This window comes from Bacillus sp. ISL-47, assembly GCF_018613175.1.
Lineage (GTDB): Bacteria > Bacillota > Bacilli > Bacillales > Cytobacillaceae > Cytobacillus.
Genome location: NZ_JAGGQS010000039.1, coordinates 1 through 23,714, shown reverse-complemented (window position 1 = coordinate 23,714; position 23,714 = coordinate 1). Strand labels below are relative to the sequence as shown.

At 38.1% G+C, this 23,714-nt stretch carries 15 protein-coding genes; 3 read left to right on the top strand and 12 right to left on the bottom strand.

Features of this window, described 5'->3' with window-relative positions; all coding sequences use genetic code 11:
* Positions 1–11: 11 nt before the first annotated feature.
* The 8 genes from J7I93_RS13585 to J7I93_RS13550 form a co-directional block, all read right to left on the bottom strand.
* A complete protein-coding gene (locus J7I93_RS13585) occupies positions 12–1,229 on the bottom strand; it encodes a glycosyltransferase family 4 protein (protein WP_214726404.1) in 1,218 nt (405 codons plus the stop codon).
* Entirely contained in the window at positions 1,226–3,004 is a 1,779-nt protein-coding gene (locus tag J7I93_RS13580; protein ID WP_214726403.1) for a heparinase II/III family protein, read from the bottom strand. Before J7I93_RS13580 ends, J7I93_RS13585 begins: the two co-directional genes overlap by 4 nt.
* Positions 3,005–3,038: 34 nt before the next feature.
* Positions 3,039–3,665 carry a sugar transferase gene (locus tag J7I93_RS13575; RefSeq protein ID WP_214726402.1) on the bottom strand — a complete coding sequence of 209 codons (627 nt, stop codon included), beginning with the start codon at positions 3,663–3,665 and terminating at the stop codon, positions 3,039–3,041.
* A 190-nt stretch (positions 3,666–3,855) separates the two neighbouring features.
* The gene (gene galU, locus J7I93_RS13570) at positions 3,856–4,734 is read right to left on the bottom strand and encodes a UTP--glucose-1-phosphate uridylyltransferase GalU (RefSeq protein ID WP_214726401.1); all 879 of its coding nucleotides are present in this window, start codon (positions 4,732–4,734) and stop codon (positions 3,856–3,858) included.
* Positions 4,735–4,747: 13 nt separating this feature from the next.
* The gene (locus J7I93_RS13565; protein ID WP_214726400.1) at positions 4,748–6,568 is read right to left on the bottom strand and encodes a polysaccharide biosynthesis protein; all 1,821 of its coding nucleotides are present in this window, start codon (positions 6,566–6,568) and stop codon (positions 4,748–4,750) included.
* 363 nt (positions 6,569–6,931) lie between these two features.
* A complete protein-coding gene (locus tag J7I93_RS13560; RefSeq protein WP_214726399.1) occupies positions 6,932–7,696 on the bottom strand; it encodes a tyrosine-protein phosphatase in 765 nt (254 codons plus the stop codon).
* Positions 7,697–7,794: 98 nt separating this feature from the next.
* Positions 7,795–8,499 carry a CpsD/CapB family tyrosine-protein kinase gene (locus J7I93_RS13555; RefSeq protein ID WP_214726398.1) on the bottom strand — a complete coding sequence of 235 codons (705 nt, stop codon included), beginning with the start codon at positions 8,497–8,499 and terminating at the stop codon, positions 7,795–7,797.
* Positions 8,492–9,238 (bottom strand): YveK family protein, encoded by a 747-nt coding sequence (locus J7I93_RS13550; RefSeq protein WP_214726397.1) that lies wholly within the window; start codon positions 9,236–9,238, stop codon positions 8,492–8,494. Before J7I93_RS13550 ends, J7I93_RS13555 begins: the two co-directional genes overlap by 8 nt.
* 622 nt (positions 9,239–9,860) lie before the next feature.
* On the opposite strand from J7I93_RS13550, the gene J7I93_RS13545 reads away from it, so the two are divergent.
* Complete coding sequence (locus tag J7I93_RS13545; RefSeq protein WP_214726396.1) at positions 9,861–10,640, top strand: SGNH/GDSL hydrolase family protein; 780 nt, start codon at positions 9,861–9,863, stop codon at positions 10,638–10,640.
* Between the two features lie 37 nt (positions 10,641–10,677).
* On the opposite strand, the gene J7I93_RS13540 is transcribed toward J7I93_RS13545, so the two are convergent.
* Both J7I93_RS13540 and J7I93_RS13535 read right to left on the bottom strand, forming a co-directional pair.
* Positions 10,678–14,604 carry an S-layer homology domain-containing protein gene (locus tag J7I93_RS13540; RefSeq protein ID WP_214726395.1) on the bottom strand — a complete coding sequence of 1,309 codons (3,927 nt, stop codon included), beginning with the start codon at positions 14,602–14,604 and terminating at the stop codon, positions 10,678–10,680.
* Positions 14,605–14,892: 288 nt separating this feature from the next.
* Entirely contained in the window at positions 14,893–17,694 is a 2,802-nt protein-coding gene (locus tag J7I93_RS13535) for an S-layer homology domain-containing protein (protein WP_214726394.1), read from the bottom strand.
* Between the two features lie 505 nt (positions 17,695–18,199).
* On the opposite strand from J7I93_RS13535, the gene J7I93_RS13530 reads away from it, so the two are divergent.
* Complete coding sequence (locus J7I93_RS13530) at positions 18,200–19,207, top strand: C40 family peptidase (protein ID WP_214726393.1); 1,008 nt, start codon at positions 18,200–18,202, stop codon at positions 19,205–19,207.
* A 32-nt stretch (positions 19,208–19,239) separates the two neighbouring features.
* On the opposite strand, the gene J7I93_RS13525 is transcribed toward J7I93_RS13530, so the two are convergent.
* Entirely contained in the window at positions 19,240–20,919 is a 1,680-nt protein-coding gene (locus J7I93_RS13525) for a S8 family peptidase (RefSeq protein ID WP_214726392.1), read from the bottom strand.
* Between the two features lie 54 nt (positions 20,920–20,973).
* Positions 20,974–22,350, bottom strand: coding sequence for an N-acetylmuramoyl-L-alanine amidase (locus J7I93_RS13520; protein ID WP_214726391.1), 1,377 nt, complete (start codon positions 22,348–22,350; stop codon positions 20,974–20,976).
* A 338-nt stretch (positions 22,351–22,688) separates the two neighbouring features.
* Here J7I93_RS13520 and J7I93_RS13515 point away from each other — a divergent pair, with 338 nt between their 5' ends.
* On the top strand, positions 22,689–23,696 hold the full coding sequence (locus tag J7I93_RS13515; protein WP_214726390.1) for an LCP family protein: 1,008 nt from the start codon (positions 22,689–22,691) through the stop codon (positions 23,694–23,696).
* Positions 23,697–23,714: the final 18 nt, after the last annotated feature.

The window sequence follows — 23,714 nt, the reverse complement described above, 5'->3', positions numbered from 1 at the left end:
AAAATCTCCTTCTATGCTTCACTTATAATTCTTAGGTATTCTTCTGCAAGCTTCTTTCTTGAATAGTTTTTTTCAACAAAAGCTGGACCATTATCCTGGAGTTTTTTATTTAAAACCTTATCGTTCTTAATCTTAATAATAGCTTGTATTATTTCTTCTGAATTATCTGGTTTAACTACTTCAGCTGCTTGTGATTCATTCAAAATATCTGCAGCTTCACCTTCTAAGCTAGCAACAATCGGAACACCACACGCCATGATTTCGAACATTTTGGATGGAATAAATGTCTTAAACAATTCTATGTTCTTCAAAGGAATCAAGGATATATCAGAGGTGTTATAAAATTCCGGGATCATTTCTTTTGGCTGTGAATCAATAAATGTAACATTACTAATATCCTGCTCACTTACAATGTTCTTTAATTTATCTTTTTCCGCACCTTCTCCAACAAATAAAAAGTGGATATCCTTCTCTTTCTCTAAAGCTTTTGCAACTTTTAGGATTACACCTAAATTTTGAGATATACCATGCGCGCCTACATAAGATATAACAAATTTGTTTTCCAATTTATATTTTTTTAAGATAGCTTTGTTTTTTTCCTTAGGGTAGAACATTTCTTGATTTACCCCGTTTGTTATAACATGTACCTTTTTGGCATCTATTCCTCTACTCACAACATTCTCTTTGAATGACTTCGTTACCATTATTAACTTCTTACTCTTTCTATAAAAATACAGTTCCATCTTTTCTAATATATTTGTTACGATACCCTTTTTCATAACCCCTAATTCGATCATGGCAGCGGGCCATAAATCTCTAATTTCAAGTATAAATGGTGCCCTTTTTCTTAAACTGAACCAATACCCAGAAAAAATTGAAAAAAAAGTAGGGGAGCTAGTTATAATTACATCTGGTTTTTGTATTTTTCTCATTGAGATAAGGACAGAAGAAAACATGAAGGAAATATGGCCAAGTGTTTTCTTTATAAAGCCTTTATTAGGAGTTGCATATACATAGTTTCTATGTACATGAATACCATTCATCAATTCATGCATATACTTCTTCCCCTGATATTCCTCCGGTATAATTCCTGTTGGATGATTTGGAAAGCATGTAACAATATGCACTTCATTTCCTAGATCAACCCAATGCTTAGCCATTTCATAAATTCTTGCCGATGGTGCTCCTATTTCAGGTGGAAAATAGTGACTTAGAACAACTATCTTCATAAAAAATCTCCTAATTCTTCAAATTTAATAACTAGATCTCTATCGCTTATTAATTTTACTTCATTTTTCGATTCTATTATTTCTGTTTTATTCGTGCTAAAGTCTATTAAGTAACCAAAGTATTTACTGGTCCTATCTTTGTGCAGTATTAAATGTTGGTTTCCTTCTTTAACATTGAATTGATCAGAATACCAACCCTCTTCTATCTCAACTTTACTAACACCTAATGGAGTAAGTTTGATAGATTCTTCACCTTTTACAGCATGAGCAATATTCTCATCAATATCTACATTTGTTCCCGGAACAAAATGTAAGTAACTCTTTATCCTATCATTTACGTGATTGACATAATCTAAGACAATAATCTTATCATCATTTATATAGCCAATAACCCTTTTATGCTGTGCACCAAAATGAGTATCATAAGAACCCGCATAGAATTCAATATTTTTATATCTAAATTGTGCTCGGCTCACTTTCTTTATGCGTTTAGCTACCCTAAAACTTCCCCAGAACTGTGATTGTTCTTTATCTGATATAGATACGGTATTGTGGGCTTTGGTGCTTCTAAATAAATCTCTCCATTCGCCACTTTCATATCGATATGTTCCAGAGTTTATAATGAAAGGTGAACCTCCCATTGAAAGCTCAAAACTTAAAGCATCACAATGCCCATGTGCTGGTAAATATGATGGACAAATATCACCCGTATCAAAAATCAATTTCTTGGTTTTATCTTCGATGATATAAAACCCGCTTTTTTCAAAACTAGATCTTCTTTCAGGATTCAACTTAAAGTGCTTATTAGAAGCCTCTAAAAGACATTTAAAGTCTTTACTCACTTCATCAGCACTATCATTAAAAGCTGGTGTTTTCCCAAAGTTATTTTCAAAGCTATAAGTTACATCAATCATCTTCTGGATATATTTGATTAAATGATTATAAATTTCGTCATCTTTAAGCCAGTAAGATATTTTCAATAAATCTTCTAGTATTATCTTGTGATACATAGGGCTTAATTCAAAATGCATTCCATCATCGAGAATTTGTTCCTCAAGTTGCTTCAAAAGTTCTTTCTTAAAGTTATTTTTAACCCCTGTATCCTTGAAAAAAATACTTCCTACTATAAGTGCTTTTATATTTTCAAAATAATGATTTCCTAAAACATCCTTTTCCAAATTACCTTGTAAATATTTGTATTGCAGATATAAGGAGGTTTTCAATTTTTCATCAAAATCTTTATCTAATGAAATACTCTCTTTAAAGATTTGGTAAGTTGAAATCCAATTCGTAATTCTTAATGAAATGGTATAAGGATGCCATCCATCACCGAAAGGAAATGGATTATTATCAATCCATTTAGCTATTAATTCTCTATATTTATCATAGTATTTCTTTTGTTCATTCCCCTTGGAAAACTCATAGGCTAGACTGAACAAATACTCGAAATAATGTAGATTGTATCTCCATAGATGCTGTAATTCTTTGTTATTCCAAGCATTAGATAGATCAACTTGATTAGATAAATTTATAAAGGTAAAATTATTAGTCATAATGCCATCTATATCAAATCTATCTAAATAATCTTTATTAAAGTCTAATTCAGGTATAATATAATTGAAGCCTTCCTCAATCGTTAATTCAGGAGGTTCATTTATTGAAAGTAACTTTCTTTTATAAAGTTCTCGTTTTAATCTATTAAACAATCTATAAAAAATCTGTGAAGGTTTAAGATATTTAATTGTGTTAATATACAGTGTGCTTTTATTCTCCATCTGAAATTACCTTTTCTTTCAATGTATTAATTGCTTATTTACTTTTTGTAGCGGCAACCTCATCCTTACCTAATTTTCCGGTGCCACCTTCGACAACACCATCACTTTTAACAACACTTAGGATTGTTCCGAAAAAACACTTAACATCCATTATTAATCCTATCTTTTCAACATACTCTCCATCCAATTTGGCTTTAACTTCAATTGGAAGCTCATCTCTTCCGTTAATTTGAGCCCATCCAGTCAATCCTGGTGGAACATCATTAGCATTATACTTATCACGTTCTGCAATCAAATCATACTGATTCCAAAGAGCTGGCCTCGGACCGATAATGCTCATCTGCCCAACAAATATATTCCAAATTTGAGGTAATTCATCTAAACTTGTTTTTCTCAAAAACTTACCGACCTTAGTAATATATTGTTCTGGATTTTTCAATAGGTGAGTTGGTGTATCATTAGGAGTATCAACTCTCATGGTTCGGAATTTCAATATATTAAAATGAGTCTTATTGATCCCTACACGCTTCTGTTTAAAAAGTATAGGCCCCTGTGATTCTAGTTTTATTGCTATAATCAATATGATAAAAATTGGCGATAATACAATTAGTCCAATTAAAGAAAGAACAATATCAATCAATCTTTTTATTTTCAAATACATTTTGGCCCACTCCTTGAGAGTAAATTTTAGTATCTTAGGACTTGACTGGATTATTTCAGTGCTCCCACTCCATAATCCAACCAACTACTAACCTACTAATTTCATTCATCAAAAATTTTGTTATTAACCTATACAAAAGAGAGCCCCGCCCACAATTTAAATTTATGAACAGGGTCCAGAATTCACTTTTTTACTTAACCGTTCTTTTATCCATAACTTCCTCAAGGTAATTAAGCAAGTCAGATCTCAAGCTATCATTTTGCAATGCCATTTCAATCGTAGTCTTTATAAAACCAAACTTCTCTCCAACATCATACCGGACACCTTCGAAGTCATAAGCAAACACACGCTGTATTTGGTTAAGTTTTTGAATAGCATCGGTCAGTTGGATTTCCCCACCTGCACCTAGTTCCTGCTGTTCCAAGAACATGAATATTTCAGGATTTAATATATAGCGTCCCATTATTGCTAAATTAGACGGTGCTGTTCCTTGCTTTGGCTTTTCTACAAAGTTATTTACTTGGTAACGGCGACCAACTTGAGCTATCGGGTCAATAATTCCATAGCGATGGGTTTCTTCTTCTGATACAGTTTGAACCCCAATAACGGATGAAAGTGTTGATTCATATTCATCCATTAACTGACGCAAGCAAGGAGTATCACTCTGAACAATATCATCCCCGAGCAGCACAGCAAACGGCTCATCCCCAATAAATTTCCTAGCACACCACACTGCATGTCCAAGCCCTTTAGGCTCCTTTTGCCTTATATAGTGAATATCCACTTTCGAAGGTTCTTTTACCTTCTCAAGCAGATCAAACTTCTGCTTTTGGATTAGATTTTCTTCAAGCTCAAATGAATAATCAAAATGATCCTCAATTGCCCGCTTCCCTTTACCTGTAACAATAATAATATCCTCAATTCCAGATGCAACAGCCTCTTCAACTATATATTGAATAGTTGGCTTATCCACAATCGGCAGCATTTCCTTGGGCATTGCCTTTGTAGCAGGCAAAAATCTAGTCCCTAAACCAGCAGCAGGAATAATCGCTTTCCGTACTTTTTTCATTCAATTCTCCCCCTCATTCAGCCATTACTAGAATATTGTTCTTTCTTTTATTAGCCAAATTCAATACAAACTCACTAATCTCACTAGAAGTCATGCCATCAAACCGCTCAATCAAATAATGAACTTCCTCTTCCTGCTCCAAAACAGCCTTCCCAATAAAGATCTTCGGAAACACCGCTTCCTTATGAACCTCTTTTTCATTAAGAAGCTCCTCATACATCTTCTCCCCAGGACGTATACCTGAGAATCGAATACCAATTTCCTCTTCCGAATAACCCGAAAGGGTGATTAAGTTCTTCGCCAAATCAACAATCTTAACCGGCTCACCCATATCAAGCACAAAGATCTCTCCGCCACGAGCAAGAGCACCCGCTTGCATCACAAGCCTCGAAGCCTCCGGTATTGTCATAAAATATCTAGTCATATCCGGGTGCGTAACCGTTACCGGTCCGCCTGCCTGGATTTGCTTTTTAAACAGCGGAATCACACTTCCCCGGCTGCCCAGCACATTTCCGAATCGAACTGCGACAAATTTAGTCTCACTATGCTTATCCAACTCCTGAATAACCATCTCCGCAATCCGCTTCGTAGACCCCATCACATTCGTTGGGTTAACCGCCTTATCAGAAGAAACCAAAACAAATGTCCCAACACCGAAGGTGTCCGCCGCCTCCGCGACGTTTTTGGTGCCTAAAACATTGTTCTTCACAGCCTCTTTCGGATTATACTCCATCAAAGGCACATGCTTATGAGCCGCAGCATGATACACAACATCTGGTTTATGGTCTTCGATCACCTCAAAAATCCGGGCTCTATCCTGGACATCAGCAATAATCGGCATAATTTCCAATTCACCTTTATACTCATTCCGCAGCTCCATATCTATTAGATATATCGAGTTCTCTCCATGCCCTAATAGAAGCAGCTTTTTCGGCTGAAACTTGCATACCTGGCGGCAGATTTCAGACCCAATAGATCCGCCTGCCCCTGTCACTAAAACGGTCTTCCCAGTCAGCTTTTCTGAAATACTATCAATATCCAGCTTAACTGGCTCCCGGCCCAGAAGGTCTTCCACCTGTACATCGCGGAACTGGTTAACGGAAACTTTACCTAGCATGACATCCTCAATCATCGGCATAATAACTGTCTTAGCTTTCGTGCCGGAACATTCCTCAAAAATTCGCTTCATTTCTTCCTTATTAAGAGACGGAATGGCAATGATTATTTTGTCAATTCTTAATGTTTCAACAGTCTTTGCAACGCGTTTAGAATCTCCCACAACGGGTAGACCAAGTATATGTAATTTATACTTTTTTGGGTCATCATCTATAAACGCAACTGGTTTAATTTCAGCATCAACGTTTTTCAAAAGATGTCTTGCGAGCATAGTGCCTGCAGCACCTGCTCCTATAATTAACGCTCGCTTTTGTTCAACGGTTCCTTTAATGTATCGATCCCGGTACACCCTCCAGGAAAAACGGGATCCGCCGATTAATAGCACATGCATCATCCACGCCAGCATAAGTGCCCTGAAGTAAATATCCCCAATTAAGAGTTGCTGCATAAGACCTGTTGTCATGATTGATAGACTCACAGCCTTAACAATCGCTACAAGCTCACCTACACTCGCATATTCCCATGCCTTGTTGTAAAGCCGGTACATAGATGCAAATAAATGATGGCTGAACAGCAGCGTAATCGCACTAATCAGAACGAATTCTGATTCAAACCAAGCCAGCGTCGGGTGGAGTGTCATCACACTCACATAAATAGCCGATAAAACAATCAATGAATCCAATAAAACCAAAAATGTCAGCCGCTTTTGATACGTCAACCAAAAGTCCCCCTTTAAAAATAATTATCCGTGAAAAACACCACTTTTTACCTAGTGGAGTATATTTTGACAAAAATAAATACCTAATGAAAATACACATGTCTGAACATATACCTTTTCATTAAGTATTCAACTTACGTAGTAGTAGAGGCATTTAACCTGCCCTCACATTATGCTTTTGGCACTTGGCCTAAGGAGAAAGTCTCCCCCCACAGCATAATCGAGTATCTCCATTGATAACGGCTAGGAGACATCGCCTAATTCTTTATTGCCTTATTGTTATTTTAAGCCATAGCCTAGTCAAAAAATTGAAATGGTTAGGCTGAAATTATTCCATGGGATATAGCACGACTAAATTTCTTCTTAAAAAATCCCCAGAAACTTCTTCCTCTTAACCGGTTCCGGCACTTCCCTCATCACATTACTATTTTCTACTAAAAGTTCAGCATTCTCTGTAAAAAGATAAACCATATCAGGCCCATACTTTGAATCAATCAGATCAAAGGCTTCTGCCATTTTGAAAGTTCTATTTTTCACGTTATGAGCATCGGATGCGATAAAGTGAGTTAGATTTGATTCAATTAACTGCTGGGAAAATGCTTTAATCTTTTTTCCAAAATAACCACACAAGCTTGATGCTGTCACCTGTGTTAATGTACCTTTTTTCACAAACTTATATAACAAATCAGGGTGCTCAATAAATTGGGAATTCCGCTCGGGATGAACAATAATCGGTGTTAATCCCTTCAATTGAATATCGAACAACAGCTGCTCTGTGTATCTTGGCACATGACCTGAAGGAAGTTCTACGAATACATACTGTGAATCTGCTAAAGTTAGGATCTTTCCAGATTCATATTCTTCAATAAATTCTCCGAAAATACGGGTTTCCTGCCCCGGAATAACCTTTAGGGCTATACCTTGATCTGCAAGTGCCAAATTCACATCTGCAACCTGTTCTATTATTTCTGATTTAATATTTTCATATTGCCCGTTTTTATGGTGAGGTGTAGCGATAATTGTGTCGATCCCTTCCTCAACAGCTTTTTGGGCCATTGATAAGGTTTCACTCATATGCTTTGAGCCGTCATCAATACCCGGCAAAATATGACAATGTATGTCAATCATCGCTAACACCTCTTCCAATAAACTGCTAAATATATAGGTCTTTTTAAGCTTAAACTATTACTTTAATAGGGTAAAGAGGTGGTTTTTGTCGAAAAAGGTCACTTCTTACCGTAATAGTAGTAGTACTGAGATTCTTCCATCTTTTTGCTGTTTAAAACAACGCCAAGGAATTTACTTTTTGTAGAAAGGAGAAGATCTTTCGCCTTAGCCGCCTGTTCGATTTCCGTATCTCCGCTTCTGACAACCAGCATACTGCCTTCACACTGATTAGCCAATATTTGCGCATCGGCTACTGCCAAAACTGGCGGTGTATCAAACAGTACCAGGTCAAACTCTTTATAAGCTTCTTCGAGAAATTCTAGCATGGACTTTGACCCTAGCAACTCAGCTGGGTTGGGCGGAATTGGGCCGCTGGACATCACGTAAAGGTTAGGCACCTTTGTTTCTGAATAGGCACTGTCAAGTGACGTACGTTTTGTTAAAACGTTTGTTAGTCCAGTAATATTATTAAGATCAAAAGTATAATGGACAGTTGGCTTTCGTAAATCTGCATCTACCAGTAATACCTTTTTATCTTGACCGGCAAATACAACTGCCAGGTTAGAAACCGTAGTAGACTTCCCTTCACCAGGTCCAGACGAGGTGACCAGCAGCGACTTCATTTCCTTATCAACTGATGAGAACTGTATATTTGTCCTTACAGTCCGGAATTGTTCTGATACCGGGGCTTTCGGTTCCGTTATGGTTATTAAGCTGCGTTTGTTGCTATTCCTTAACACTTTTTTTTGTCTTCTATTAAACAACGTTCTCACCTCTTGCCCGCTTCACACCATCAACCGACCTGTTTGCGCTTCTTTGGCCCTTCGGTTCTTCAATAATCGAGATAACACCAAGCAGAGGAACACCAAGATGCTTTTCAATGTCCTGTTCATCTTTAAGTGTGTTATCAAAGTACTCAAGCAGGAACGCTAAGCCAACTCCGATCATTAAACCAACAACCATTGCAATCGCAATATTTAATAGAGGCTGTGGTTTTACCGGTGACATGTTTTCTTTCACTTCAGCTTTTGCAAGAATACTCACGTTATCAATGTTCATGATTTTCTTTATTTCACTGTGAAAAACATTTGCTGTGGTGTTTGCAATATCAGCTGCACGCTGCGGATCTGTGTCCTCTACTGTAATCCCCACTACCTGAGAATCCTTTTGGCTTCCTACTGTTATCTTATTATTCAATTGATCAGTCGTTAATTCTAAATTTAACTCCTTAATAACCAAATCCAAAATAGCAGGACTCTTTATGATTACATTATAGGTATTGATTAACTGCAAATTGGTTTGGATTTCACCTGGGTTGTATACAGGCTGTTCATTTTTGGCTTGGTTGACAAGAAGCTGTGTCGAAGTTTGGTAGACGGGAGTTAAAAAGTAAAAGCTAATGATTGCACTGGTTAAAACAGCAGCAAGAGTTATGGAAAGGATGAGCATGGCTCTTTTCCTTAACGTTCCCAGTAATTCTTTTAAACTAATTGTTTCCTCCATGGTTTCCTCCTGAATAAAAGTGGGTAAAAGCTGATAGTATTATAGCACAAAATTGCTCGATTATTGGTCAAATTTGTCATTATATATAAGAATTAGGCTACAAAATATACCCTATCCCTTATTTAACAATAGTTTTACAAAAATTAGAAGATTATTTCATCCATTGGAATAAATTACATTGGATTGAACTGGTACTATTTCCAAAATGAATCAATTGTCTAGTGCTAATATTAAAATATCATTTTTAAATTTAGTTTTTAAGAGCACAACGCTTTAAACTATAACAATTTCGTTACATATTTTAAAGACCTAAAACAAATCCATTATTTTCTGACCACAAAATTATATGTAATATTAATTTATAATTCCGTCTCAGCTACTAATACATACGCCTTCTTATACCTTGTTCCCCATATTACACTTTCCAAACCCAATTCTTCCATATTATACAAAATGAGATTTTAGACCTATCATTTTTACTTCATTATATATACTTTTTTTCTCTCTAAGATATAAGTATCATGGAGTTTTCTGTCAAATGCTGTTGTTTTTTTTACTGGAACTTGTCATAATTTATAATAGAACTAGTTTCATTTATTCTATTTATATAGGAGGCAATAAATTGAAGGCATTCTTTACTACTATATTAGCCATTGGCTGTGTAGTAATTTTAATATTAGGTAATTTGCACTGGAAGGAAAAAACCGCAGTTATTAAACCAGAGGCAGCCGAAAGCAAAACAGAAGTGGCAGACCAGGAAACCAATACTGCATCTGCCGGGATTTTAAAACTTGCTGCTAACTGGCCAAAAGAGAGTCAAGAGCTGCTAAAGAAGCGAATTGAAGAAAAAAAGCCGCTTAAGATACACATTGTTGGCTCTGAAGCATTAGGAGAAGGCGCTAATTCATGGCCAGAGCTGCTAAAAGCGGAGTTAATGGAAGCTTATGGTGAATCTACTATCGATGTGAAAATCAGCAGCCATGACCTCAATTCGTTGGAATATATAAATGAAGATACACAACAAGAATTAATAGCAGAAAAAGCGGATCTTGTCATTCTTGAGCCTTTCACATTAAAAGATAATGGAGTTGTAACCATAGAAGACTCCTTGTTAAATGTAGATACTATCATTAGTGATACTAAGGATTCCAATCCTAACTTAACGTTTATCCTGCAGCCGCCTCACCCGCTGTACAACGCAACATTTTATCCGGTACAAGTGGAAAACTTAAAACAATTCGCTGAACAAAATAACATCACCTACCTCGATCACTGGACTGCATGGCCAGATCAAACTAGCCAGGAAATGAAGGAATACTTATCAAGCAATAATAGCCAGCCAAGTGAAAAAGGACATGAAGTTTGGGCGGAGTATTTGGTGGAATATTTTATTAGCAAATAAACAGAAGAAGCTGACCAGAGTGGTCAGCTTCTTCTGTTTATTCAGCTATAGTTACATTTATTTTTTTGTCTGGAATTAGGAAAGGTGTATCTTTCAAAGAGAAAGTGATTTCTAATTGCCCGGTTGCTCCCGGGAAAATATCATTAACCGACAGCACCCCATAGCGCCAGATATTGTCCACCTTTTTCGACTTAACCGTGCCGCTGGCATCTTTAATAGAAACTTCTCCGCCATACTCCAAATAAGAATAATCATGGTAGAAATACAGATCCTGCAGTACATGACCAAACTCATTTATAATATTAATGTTGAAATAACTATAAAGTGGGGCTGTTGGATTAATAACAGTTAATGCTGGCTGATGCTTTTCGACATTAAATTCAAAGTGCGGTGTAGAAGTGATCTCTGCATTCTCAGCCAACTGCTCATCTGAGATTCGAACTTGATAACGCCATTGTTCACCATCTCTTTCTGGATGGTTAGCATAATATCCAACAGTTAATCCATCGTATTTATTGGTTAATTTTAAGGATGAATTGACCTCTCTCTCCTCTTCTTCATAACGATGGAAATAACGCAGCCTTGAATCGTTTGGCCTATACTGATGAGGCTTCAGATTCCAACCCGTAAAGTTTTCATAGTTTAATGTAACGCTTTCCATATCACTTTCCGGGAAGATAACAGGATTATCCCCTTCAGTTACTTGAATATCTTTCTTTAAAATGTATTCGTGTTCATCATCATATCCGTAAACTTCAATAGTATAGTCCCCTATTGGAAGATTGGTTGTTTGGGCAATTTCATTTGTTTCCACCCATTGATCCTCAAGGTTCTCATCCGTTCTGGTAGCAACTAGTCCAGCTAGATTAAAGTCACCCCCTGCAGAAGGAATACTAACGTTCACCTTACCCGTGGTTTCACTCACTGGTGTTAGTGTAATTTCACTTTCATCAAGGAATTGATCAATCGTGAAGGTTCCAGTATAAATATGCTTGTTTGTTGCTACTGTATAGTAAACCTTATCGACTTCATTCAGGTTTACAGAATGATGGTTAAGCACAAGGACTTCCATTGTTCTCCAATTATCTTCCTCACGGCCTCCAATGGACCATCCAGTTTCCGAATAATATGAAGCATTACCCTCAGTTTCAAGCACTTTGAAGTTTGAGAAATCAGTAAACCTTTCTTCTGGATCTGTTAAGTTAAAACTGACTAGCCCTTCAATTGTGGAAGAATCCGGATCAAAGAAAGGAAGCTCAATATACGCTTCTTGGAAAGCCACATGTGCTTCCTCCAGCTTTTGAACTTCGGCATTAACCTGAGCTTCCGTTAACCCTGTCAGAAAAGCTGTTTTTACTTCTTCAACGATCGTTTTAAACGCATTATATGCATCTTCAGGTACGTGTCCATGTGTTTCGCCAATAGCAGTACGTGCTAATAACTGTTCCATAGCCCGAAGCTTATTGCGCAGGGAAGTAGTATCCAGGAAGATTCTTGATTTACCAAATTGAGTTAATGCTTCAGCTAATTGTACTGATTCTGAGTCAATATTGGATTGCTTCATTGCCAGATCGCCTGATGAATTCTTAATTTCCTGCAGTTTTGATCCAGCATTTGTTTTCGCTTGTGACAGAGCATCAATTGCAGACTGCGGGAACTGCCCATCAAGATCGCCTGGCTCAGCTGCTTCTGTAAAGTTTCCGGCTACGTGAATATAACGCTCCAAGTCTACTGTGTCTAATACCTCTGCAAAATTAAGAGTCGATGCAGTCTGTGCCCGCATCGTGGAGACCTGGAATGACACATCCGTATTTACTGTTACGATAACTCCAGATCGCTTTTCAGGATTCGTGATTGTTGCTCCACTGCCTAGATTTACAGTTGCATTTTGGCGGACAATCATATTTTCAATATGATCTGTAAGATTAATAGTCGCATTTTCTGCATTAACAATAACTGTTGCTACTGTTAATGAAATAGTAACAGGCTGCGTTGTGTCTACCCTTACAATCCCGCTAATTTCGCCATCTCCATCAAGAACAACAGAGCCACCTTGCAAATAAATATCTCCAGATAAATCAGTCGTACCTAACAAGTTAATCTCACTAACATCATGACTAAAAACATGCTTGGTTGTTGAAGCATCGAGAATATTTTCTAATGTAATCGATTGGATATCCTCTCCATATACGATTTCATTGATAGTCCCATTTTTCAAAGTAACATTATCTGCGGCAACAGTAACTTTAACTAGTGTACTGTTTTGTAAATTGACCGTTACATTATCAGTGTCGACTGTTACAGGAAGTGAATAATTTAACGGAAGACTAAAGCTGCCCTTTATTACCACTTCTTCCACTGTAATTACATTCTCGGCATGTTCTGCAGCTGCCGTATTGCTTACATATGCAATTGTTCCATCTTCATTCTCCGAATAGCCAGTTAATTCAACCGTTAAAGTATATTTAACGACTCTATTGTAACCCTCAACAACACCTTCGTACTCAAAAGTACCGATATCATTTGTGAAAGCTTTTCCACTCCAGGTAATCTGCTTATCCGCTTGAGTGTTATCACTCATCCTTGCGCTAACAGTAGCCGGCAATACAACTTCGTCACCCAAGGATACTGTTTCTACCATATCCTCGATATTTATGATCCTTATCGGATCTTCACCAGCTTCATCATCGGGTTGTTCTGTTGATGGTGGGGTATATGTAACTTCTCCTCCACCCCCGGTGGTTGTTCCGCCAGGATTCTGAACTCCTGCCTTCACATTTAACTTTCTTGGGTTGATGTCCAATTTAACACCATCTGCATTCACATTCGCTTCTTCAATAGTTCCATTTCCTTTTACAGCTGCTTTCTTATTAATTGTCAAAATTTTTACAGAGGCACCCGAAGGCAAATTAATTGTAACGTCGCTAGAGTTAATTACTACAGATTCAAATTCTCCATCAAAAATAACAATAGAACTTTCTGGTGCTTCAACAGAGATGTTATTAAAGCCTTTACCTGTTAGCTTGCTTTCCTCCAGTTTTGCACCAGATTTAACAGTTACCTCTATTACACTTGTTGTACCAGTAACTACAACACGGACCTTATCATTCTCTTTATCAACAATTAACTTATTTAAAGTGGAATTGTTAACGTGAATACTATTCTCTCCACCGCCATAAACTCTGGTTGTTCCTTCAACTACTACATTATTAAAGTTTACATCGCCTTCACCTACACTTGCTGCTACAAGGAGGTCCCCTTTAATAACCAGGTTTTGCAAAACAACTCCATCAGTAGTCACTTTGACATCACCTTTTATAGTTTCAGAACCACTTTTCGGGCCATAAACTCCTGCTTTATCATATGTAATCGTTTCAGAAGGCACACGGTTTAAGGTAACAATAGACTCCGCACGAGTAATTGCCTTCTTAGGCTCAAACTTAGCGCCAGGGAAACCTTCCATTAAACCTTTAGAAGCAACTGCTCCAATACTGCCTTTACTCCACTCAGGAATACTATCCTTAAAAACTTCAGCATCTCCTGTATTCTCTGGCAGATCTAGAATTCTTGCTAGAATTACTGCTGCCTCTTGTCTAGTAATAGGACTTTTTGGCCTCATCGTACCATCATCAAATCCGTCAATGTAACCAGCTTCCATTGCCACCGAAATGGCATCTGCATACCAATCGTCAGCCTTCACATCCGGAAAGCCAACTGTAGCCTTTTCAGTATAATCAAACTTGCGATTTACTATAGTTATAAACTCCGCTCTAGTAATTGTTCCATTCGGACGGAAAGTCCCATTCGGGTAACCCTCCACAAGTCCCTCTTCAATTGAAGATTCAATTTGTTCCTCCGCCCAGTGACCCTTGATGTCTGATAGTTTTTCTGCCATAACTGGCGTGTAAGTAGAAAAAACTAAAAGAAACACGAGGATCAAGCTGGTGAATTTCTTAAAATTCATTAAGCACACTCCCTTCATACTAAGTATTTCACTAAGTTAATAGTTCTTTATTACTATACTAAAAATACCAATGAAATAAAAGGAAGTTTTACATAAAATTGGATATTTTTTAAAAGTATCTGTTCTAAAATTTTTTATATTTATACAAAGAGATAAATTTATATATTTAAACAACTTTATAGCGTAAAAGGTCTCCAAATGTCCTAATTAAAAGAATATTAATACTAGCAAGAATACAATTTTAATACAAAAAAGGATGACTCAAAAATGAGTCATCCTTTTTATTATTTACTTTGTTAAAGTTACGTCTACGATAACTGGTTCAGCTAAAAGATTAGCTTCTTTAGTTTTTAGGCTATCTTCACGAGTCTCATCTTCCATATAAATTGCATCAATTACAAGTTGGAACGTAGCTTTGCTTCCGCTAGTAACTGATAATTTACCCGCATCATTAGAAAGATTAGAAGATGCATTTACAATACGGTATTCGAAATCTACACCTTGAGTATCATCAAATGCATACTCGATTACATCAGTTGCGTAATCTGGAGCTGTAATGCCGTAAACATTTGCACCTTGAGTTAAGGCAGCATTAGACTTGCTTAATACACTTACAATAGGCTTGTTGTACTTATATCCATCTTCATTAACACGCACTCCAAAAGCAAAACCTTCGCTATCAACAAGCAACTCGCTTTCAGAAGCTTTCCCAAATACTAACTCATTAACAGTCACTGATGAATCATTTACATCAACAACAACTGGAGAAGTGCTAACTTTTGCTGACTTCTGGATATCTTTTGTATTTGTAAAGTCAACTGTGAATTCACCATCTGGATCAGTTGAACCTACTGTGTACTCCAACTTGAAAGATCCATTATAGTTTAGAAGGTTTTCTGCTTTGCTTGCTTCATCGAATCCAACAGTGTTATCAGAAACTTCACCGATCCAGTGATCAACATTTGCTGGTAATGAGCCTACAAATTCGAATGTTGTTTCTTCTGTTACATCATCAATTTTAGTGCCCTTAGAATCTAAGGAATACACTTTGAATGACACTTCATGAGTATCTTCTGATTCTGCATCTAAAGATCCTACTTGTTCAACAGCATATTTAGCGTGAACAGCATTTGTATCTTTAATGGCAACATTTACAGTTTTAGTAGTAGTTGCAGATGTTGCACCAGCTTTAAAGTAAGAAATTGTTACTTTTACGTTTTGCGCTTTAACATTATTTTTTGTTTGGATTTGAATATCCCCATCTTCATCAACAGCAAAAGTAACAGCGTCACTTTGTGTAGAAACAACTAGCTTATCGCCTTCTTGAGCTAGGTCACCAGTTGTTAAAGTCTGCTTTGCAGTTGGTAGAAGTTCTGTAGATGCTCCAGTGAAATCAACAGCAGTTACATCCCCATCTTGGTCTATCCAACCGATATCAATAGTTTTTTGGTCTACATCTTCTTCAAAGTCTGTCCCATTAACAGAGTTAGCTTTGATAAGTTGACCTGAAACTGGAGCTACTGCTAAATCAGCATAAGCATTGTTAGCTTTTACTACATCAAAACTAACAACTTCTTTAAAGCCATTAGAGTGTGTGATCTCTAGTTTGGCTTCACCAACTTTTAAACCTTTAACGCTTAGTGTACCATCAGTGTTAACATCCACTACATCAATTACAGTAGGAGTTAAATTTTTAACTTTATAGCTGTCTTGTAAATCTAAGAAATCATCTTCAGGATTTCCTTTTGCATCCTTTGTATAAACATATAAAGAATCTGTTTCATTGACAGCTAATTTTGTATCAACAGATGTACGTTGAGCATGTACAGCATTTTTTCTTTCTGTGAATGCTGCCTTAACCATATCTGTGTTTAAAGCAACAGGAGTTACAGTGATAGTTTCGTAGTCACCAGTAATAACTTCACCAGTGTACATAGTAACCGTTACACGTACATTAGCTGATGTTTCATTATTTAAGACTTTACCGTTCTCGTCTAAGACACCTGCAACAGAAACATCAATTCCTGTGATCTTATAAAGATCAGCACTAATAGTCTTACCAGCTTCATCCTTAACTACAACAGCACTCTTCACATTTTGGCCAGGCTCAAATGTACGCTTAGACAATGTTGGCTTTCCTACTTTAGCAATTTCATACTTTAAAGTAGTTTTTAAAGAACCTTCAGCTGCAAGTCCTTTAGCACTGACAATTCCAGTAGCAGTAACAGTATATTCGTAACCGTCTACAAGACTAGAGTTTAATGTTAGAGTAACACTCTTTTTATCAGAGCTTAACTCTGCTTTAGTTACAGCTTTATCACCAGTTAATGAGAAATTAGTATGGTCAACATCCTTAATTTCTGTGTTGAAAGTTACAACAACTTTGTTATCAGCAACTGCTGCAGAAGAAACAACTTCAGGAGCAACATATTTCTTTTCTACTTCAACACGTACACCTTCAACTTCTGCACGGTGTACAAACACAGCAGTTTGCGCACGAGTTACGTCTTGTTGAGTACCGAATTTACCACCTGGTAAACCTTCAACAATACCAAGGCTTACAAGAGTGTTAATTGTATCTGCACCCCAGCTAGTGTTGTCTGAGAAGTCAGTAATAACTGCATCTTCGTCAAACTCAAGACCGTAAGCAGTTGCAATCATTTTCGCCATTTCTTGACGAGTGATGCTGTCGTTTACTTTGAAAGTACCATCAGTGTAACCATTGATTACATCTTTAGTTTGGTTTTCGATAGCAGCAACATACTTAGAAGCCCAGTGGTTAGTTGGGATATCTTTGAAGCTTGCTTTTGCGTCTTCATCAATTTCAAGTCCTAGAGAGATAGCAAGGATCTTTGCTGCTTCACCACGAGTGATGCTTGCAGATGGATCGAAGTTGCCATCTGGACGCCCTTCAAGAGCACCTTTTCCTACAAGATATGAAATTGCGTCTTTTGCCCAGTGACTATCAGAAACGTCTGGGAAAGATACTTCTGCTGCGAATCCAGCTGCTGGAGCAACTGCAGTAGCAACCATAGCTGCTGTTAAAGAAGTTGCTAAAAATTTACGGTGATTTTTAGATTGGTAAGCCATAAATCACATTTCCTCCCTTTATATATCTTAGTTTTTCACCAGCTTTAGAGCCCCATAGATCACCAGATTGCCATTCTTTAAGAACACTTCTTCCGGATTTATGTATTTTTATTTCCCTACAGCTCTCTAATACTAGTAAAACAAGTGTTAAACACAAGTTAATCAAACAATACAGGATTTAGTATAATTGACAACAATATCCTAGTCAATATTTTTCTTTATTGGATAATCTTTCATTGCTTGGATTAACTTACTTGTTAATCTAATTTTAACCAATAATAGAAAAAATTCAACAGGAAACTATTACTAATTTATCATGTATTGTCATAATTACTCAAGTACTAAGAAGAAATATTTAGGTATTTTTACAGATTTATAGGTTTTTGTGTAATTAAACCATGGAATATGAACTATTTTGTTACATAAATGTAAAATTCAAAAAACAAGCTGAGTGGTACAATCAGTTTAGATAAATTACGGGTTAAAATGTATGAGGAGGCGAAATATGTTAAAAAGATTACTATTTTGCCTGGCAGTTGCTCTTTTAGCTTTTTCCGGTTTTACAACTAGTGGACAAGCTAAGGCAGAAACTTCAGGTGAACAGGTTGTAAGACTGGCGAAGGATTATATCGGAGTACCATATAAATTCGGGGGCACCACACCATCCGGTTTCGATTGTTCAGGTTATATAGGATATGTTTTTAACAAGGTCGACGTAAAGCTTCCAAGGACTGCAGCAGAACAGGCTAAGGCAGGTACAGCTGTTAAAAAAGCCGATCTTAAGGCTGGGGATATTGTTTATTTTAAAGATACATATAAATCAGGTGTTTCTCACGCTGGTATATACATAGGAAGTAATCAATTTATTTCAGCAACAAGTTCCAAAGGAGTAAAGATTGATTCTATCAATGATCCCTATTATTGGGGCAGCCGTTATGCAGGCGCACGCCGAGTGCTTGAGGAAGTTAAGGTAGCAGAGCTTGCTCCAGGAGAATACCATGATGTTCCTAAAACCTATTGGGCAGTAACGCCTATTGCTACACTTAGTAAACAAGGCATTATCAACGGATATGATGGGGGACTATTCCTTCCTGAAAGAACCATTAAGCGTTCGGAAGCAGCTAAAATGCTGAGTGAAACTTTTAATCTTACATACTCAGGAAGTTCAAGTTCTTCCTATAGTGATGTATCATCATCCCATTGGGCATATAAATATATCATGGCCGCAACTGAAAAGAACTACTTTGGCGGATATGACGGCAATAAATTTAAGCCGGATGAACCTATTAGCCGCGCGGAAATTGCTGCATTATTTGTACGGGTATTCAAGCTTCAGAACAATGGTCAAACCGCTTCATACTCTGATTTAGATGCAGAGCATTGGGCATACGATGCGATTCAAAAACTTTCAGTTAATCAAATTACTGGCGGATATACAGATCAAACCTTCCGCGCATCTAACCAAACTTCACGTGCGGAATTCTCTACATTCCTATACCGCGCATTGGATTAATAAAAAGGAAGCAGCAAACGCTGCTTCCTTTTTTACTTTTCTTCTATTATTCTATAACTCTCGTCCAGTGCCCTTGCTAAGAATACGGCAAACTCTGCTCTGGAGATGCTTTCAGCTGGTTTAAACGTTCCATCTGGATAGCCGTTCGTGATTCCTGCAGTGAGAATGGAATGAACGCTCTCGAAGTAATATTTTTCACTCATAACGTCCGTAAATAATTTTGAGTAGTCCGCTTGATATCCGTAGGCTCTTTTCAGAATGACCGCCACATCCGCTCTTGTGATTGGTGATTTCGGCTTAAAGGTATCATCGGGGAAGCCTCCCACTAATTTGGCATCTGTAGCGCTTTTGATATAGCCGGATGCAAAATTGTTTTCAGGTACATCCGAAAAGACGGTTTTGCTTAGCTCACCTGGGAGATCCATTGCTTTTCCGATCATTGTTACCGCTTCTGCCCTTGTAACCGGATTTTGCGGCACAAAGCTGCCATCTGGATAGCCGGTTATAATGTCATTTTCATATAGGAACTCGATTTCTTTTGCATACCAGGCACTATTTTTAATATCCGGGAAAGAACTGACGAATGCTTCCCCTTTTACCTCAAACGGCGGCTGTACCAGGCCATAGCCGTAACTATTGTCCTTGCCTTTTATACCAAGGTCGACAGCGGATTGCTGCATAAGCGTTCTAATTTGCGCATTCGTAAATTCAGGGTACGCCTGTTTATATAATGCGGCAATGCCTGCTACAAACGGGGAGGCCATGGATGTGCCATCTGCATAGGTATAATCCTTATAGACTCCATCTATATAACCGGAGTATGTACTGAGGATTTTTTCACCCGGGGCAACCAATTCAAGTGATTCTCCATAATAAGCAAAGGATGATTTCTGGTTATTTCTATTAATGGATCCTACTCCAATCACTGTCGGGTATCGCGCTGGGAATAACACATCCTGGCTGCCTGTCAGAGGAGTTAAGGAATTTCCAGAAGCGGCGACAATGATTATGTCCTGATTATACGCCTTTTGCAGTGTCTGGCTTAATAAATAGGAGCCTTGTGGGGATGTGACGCTTAAATTGATAATATCCATCTTTCGTTCCATGGCCCAATCGATAGCAGCGATGATATCGGAAATATTGCCTTCGCCTTTACTGTCTAAAGCCTTAATCGCATAAATGTCAGCTTCTGGGGCAACACCGACAACTCCGATGCTATTGTCCTGCGCGCCAATGATGCCTGCTACATGAGTGCCATGTCCCATGTCATCACTATAGGAATCGCTGCCTTCGACAAAAGATACTCCGCCTGCTACCTTTAAGTCCGGGTGATTGGTGCGGATGCCTGTGTCAATGACTCCGACTTTAATGCCTTCTCCAGTCCACCCCCATTTTTTCGATAAAGGGGCGTTGACTTTTACATAACCCCAGTCAGATATTTGAGAGCTTGTTTTCACAACCGAATCTGGATCCAGTCTTAACACATTCTGTTTTTCGAGAAGCTCTTCTTTCTTTTGGGAGGGGATTGTCACAGATGCAGCAGAAAGCTCATCAAAGATATGGTGGATTTCTGTTGTGTGTTCCTTAAGAAGGGCTTCATCTACCTCTCCTTCAAAGGTAATGATGACTCGTTCTGTCAGCTCTTCCCCTTCCACTTGAAATGGGACGATTAAGAGGAGTAGAAAAAGAGATACATAGATTATTCTTTTCATAGGGTAGAATCCTCTCTATTTAAAAATAAGAAACGGACCTCAGTCCGTTTCTCTTTAGTTCTTCCAATTATAATAATCTACGATTCCTAAAGCAATGGCTTCAGCCGCTTTATTTCGATAGTAATCTGATGACAGCTTTTGAGCATCTCCTGCATTTGTCAGGAACCCTAACTCAACCAATACGGATGGAAGCGGGTTTTTATTGATAACGTGGAACCCGGCTTCTTTAATTCCCCTGTCATTTGTTCCAAGAGCTTTATGAAGCCTTTCCTGGATAAAGCCAGCTAGCTTTTTGCTATTTTCCGCACGTGTGTTTAGAGCAGCTGTACTATAGTACGTTTCAGTCCCGTTCGGAGAGCTGCTTGTATTCGCATTTCCATGAATGCTGACAAACGAGTCTGCTTTTGCTTTAACCGCATAATCGATCCGCCCCTGCAGTGAAACAAATGTATCGTTCGTGCGGGTCATGACAACCTGGATGCCTTTGTCTTCTAAGATCTTCCTTACTTTTAAGCCAACTGATAGATTCAATTCTTTTTCATAAATGCCGTTCGCTATTGCCCCTGGATCACTTCCTCCATGACCTGGATCAATCGCAATAATTTTCTTCGCATTCGGAACGGTTAAATACCCGCTATGTACAAAGCCTGTTAAGCTTCCTGAAGAGGCATATACCCAATCGCCATGAGAATAATAGGTTGTTACTTTCGTGCCAAGAGGCAATGCGCCGATTACTGAAAACTCAGTGCCTGGACCGCTGCGTACATTTAGGGAATCCGCTGTTACGACCATTGTTTCCTTTGGAACCAACTCAGCTGATGATACCCTGAAAGTCGGATTGACCGCCCTGGCAACCAATAACGAGAATTCCATTCGGTTGATCGGATTCAGCGGCTTATAGCTTCCAGTTGGATAGCCGTTCGCAATGCCTGCTGTTACGACAGCATTAATGGCATTGTATTGTGCACCGCTTTTGGCAACATCCGAGAAAAATACATTACTTGTAGCGGATAGGTTAAATGCCCTTTTAAGAAGATAGGCCATTTCCCCTCTCGTAATCTTCTCTTTCGGCTTGAACGTATCATCTTCATAGCCTGTAAGAATATTAGCTTCAACTGCTGACTGTATATAACCTGAAGCGTACGAGTCTGCTTTCACATCCGGAAAGGACGTGGAACGCTTCGTCCCATCAAGCTTAAGAGCCCGGCCAATCATGGTAGCCGCTTCTTCCCTTGTAACATCAAGCTCCGGCCTGAAGGTTTGATTAGGATAACCCGTGACAATATTGCGGTCAACTAAATAATTTATTTCCGAGGAGTACTTGGAAGGGATGTCTTTCAGGTAAGCTGCAAGCCCCGTTCCGCCCATCGAAATCACCATAACACAAGCTGCGACAAGAATCGTTACTCCTAGGAAAATACGTTTGTACATTGCTGCTTTGATTCCTCCTGCAATCTTTTGTAGATTTTGTCATATTATAACATAATAGGTTAAATATATGTCGTTTTTTTCAAATTACTTTATTTGATTTTTGTAAAATTTTGTGATATACACTAGAATACTGTCTAAATCAGGTGAATTAGTAACACTATTGTTAATGATTTGTTATTGATATTTTCATAGCGGGTATGTAAAAATAAGTTTTATGCAGGAAATTTTAAAGTGGTCTATAACTGGTCTAGGTACCTGGCACCCATACCACTGCCTATACCACTATCTTTGCCACCACCCTAACCACTTTTACTACCTTATAAAGAGGAGAAAACTTAATGTCTAATAGATCAAGAGAAGGTATTTCTTTTAATAATAGAAGAAGAAAGCTGCGCAAGAGGCGGGTTGCCATGGTTATTTTGATTCCACTTATGCTTTTGGCTACTGCTGCTGCAGCTTTTGGAACACATTTTTATGGTGAGGTTAAGAGAACAGCAAATGCTTCATTTGAAGAAATCGAGGGCCGTGAGAAATCACCGCATCGTGAAGAAGCGGTTAAAATAAATAAAGATAACTTCTCAATCTTAATTATCGGTGTGGATGATAGCGCCAAGCGTGATTTCGGGGAGAATTCCCGGTCCGATGCTCTTCTGCTACTGACTGTTAACCAAGAAGACCATACAGCGAAATTATTGAGTATCCCGCGTGATTCTTATGTTTATATTCCTGAAGTTGATTATGAGACAAGAATCAATCATGCCCATGCCTTCGGCGGGCCTAAAGCAACCATTGAAACAGTGGAAAACCTTTTTGAAATTCCTGTCGATTATTATGCACGCGTGAATTTCCAGGCATTTATGGAAGTGATCGACGCTCTTGGCGGAATTGAAGTGGATGTTCCATTTTCATTCTCTGAACAGGATTCCGAGGACAGAGCAGGTGCGATCAGCCTGGAACCTGGATTGCAGACCTTGAATGGTGAAGAGGCACTTGCCCTTGCCCGTACAAGAAAGATCGATAATGACATCGAACGCGGTAAACGCCAGCAGGAAATCATTAAATCCGTGATCCGCAAAGCAGCTTCCGTTGATTCTTTTACTAAATACGATGATGTATTTGACGCCATTGGATCTAATATGAAAACGAACCTTTCATTCGGTGAAATGAAGTATTTGGTTCAATTTGCTATTAAAGATCGGCTTACGATCGAATCTAAAACGCTTGAAGGACAGGATTCTACTCTTGGGGGAGCGTACTATTATCAGCTTGATCCGGAAGCATTGGAATTATTGAAAACAGACTTGCAAAGCCATCTGGAGATTCATGATGGTCCTATAGAGCAGTAATCGAGTAGGAGGGGGTGA

Excerpts from the sequence above, each read along its gene's own strand:
- J7I93_RS13585 (WP_214726404.1), bottom strand. The coding sequence starts at position 1,229 with ATGAAGATAGTTGTTCTAAGTCACTATTTTCCACCTGAAATAGGAGCA.
- J7I93_RS13535 (WP_214726394.1), bottom strand. The coding sequence starts at position 17,694 with ATGGCTTACCAATCTAAAAATCACCGTAAATTTTTAGCAACTTCTTTA.
- J7I93_RS13530 (WP_214726393.1), top strand. The coding sequence starts at position 18,200 with ATGTTAAAAAGATTACTATTTTGCCTGGCAGTTGCTCTTTTAGCTTTT.
- galU (WP_214726401.1), bottom strand. The coding sequence starts at position 4,734 with ATGAAAAAAGTACGGAAAGCGATTATTCCTGCTGCTGGTTTAGGGACT.
- J7I93_RS13580 (WP_214726403.1), bottom strand. The coding sequence starts at position 3,004 with ATGGAGAATAAAAGCACACTGTATATTAACACAATTAAATATCTTAAA.
- J7I93_RS13515 (WP_214726390.1), top strand. The coding sequence starts at position 22,689 with ATGTCTAATAGATCAAGAGAAGGTATTTCTTTTAATAATAGAAGAAGA.
- J7I93_RS13560 (WP_214726399.1), bottom strand. The coding sequence starts at position 7,696 with ATGATTGACATACATTGTCATATTTTGCCGGGTATTGATGACGGCTCA.
- J7I93_RS13525 (WP_214726392.1), bottom strand. The coding sequence starts at position 20,919 with ATGAAAAGAATAATCTATGTATCTCTTTTTCTACTCCTCTTAATCGTC.
- J7I93_RS13575 (WP_214726402.1), bottom strand. The coding sequence starts at position 3,665 with ATGTATTTGAAAATAAAAAGATTGATTGATATTGTTCTTTCTTTAATT.
- J7I93_RS13540 (WP_214726395.1), bottom strand. The coding sequence starts at position 14,604 with ATGAATTTTAAGAAATTCACCAGCTTGATCCTCGTGTTTCTTTTAGTT.
- J7I93_RS13520 (WP_214726391.1), bottom strand. The coding sequence starts at position 22,350 with ATGTACAAACGTATTTTCCTAGGAGTAACGATTCTTGTCGCAGCTTGT.
- J7I93_RS13550 (WP_214726397.1), bottom strand. The coding sequence starts at position 9,238 with ATGGAGGAAACAATTAGTTTAAAAGAATTACTGGGAACGTTAAGGAAA.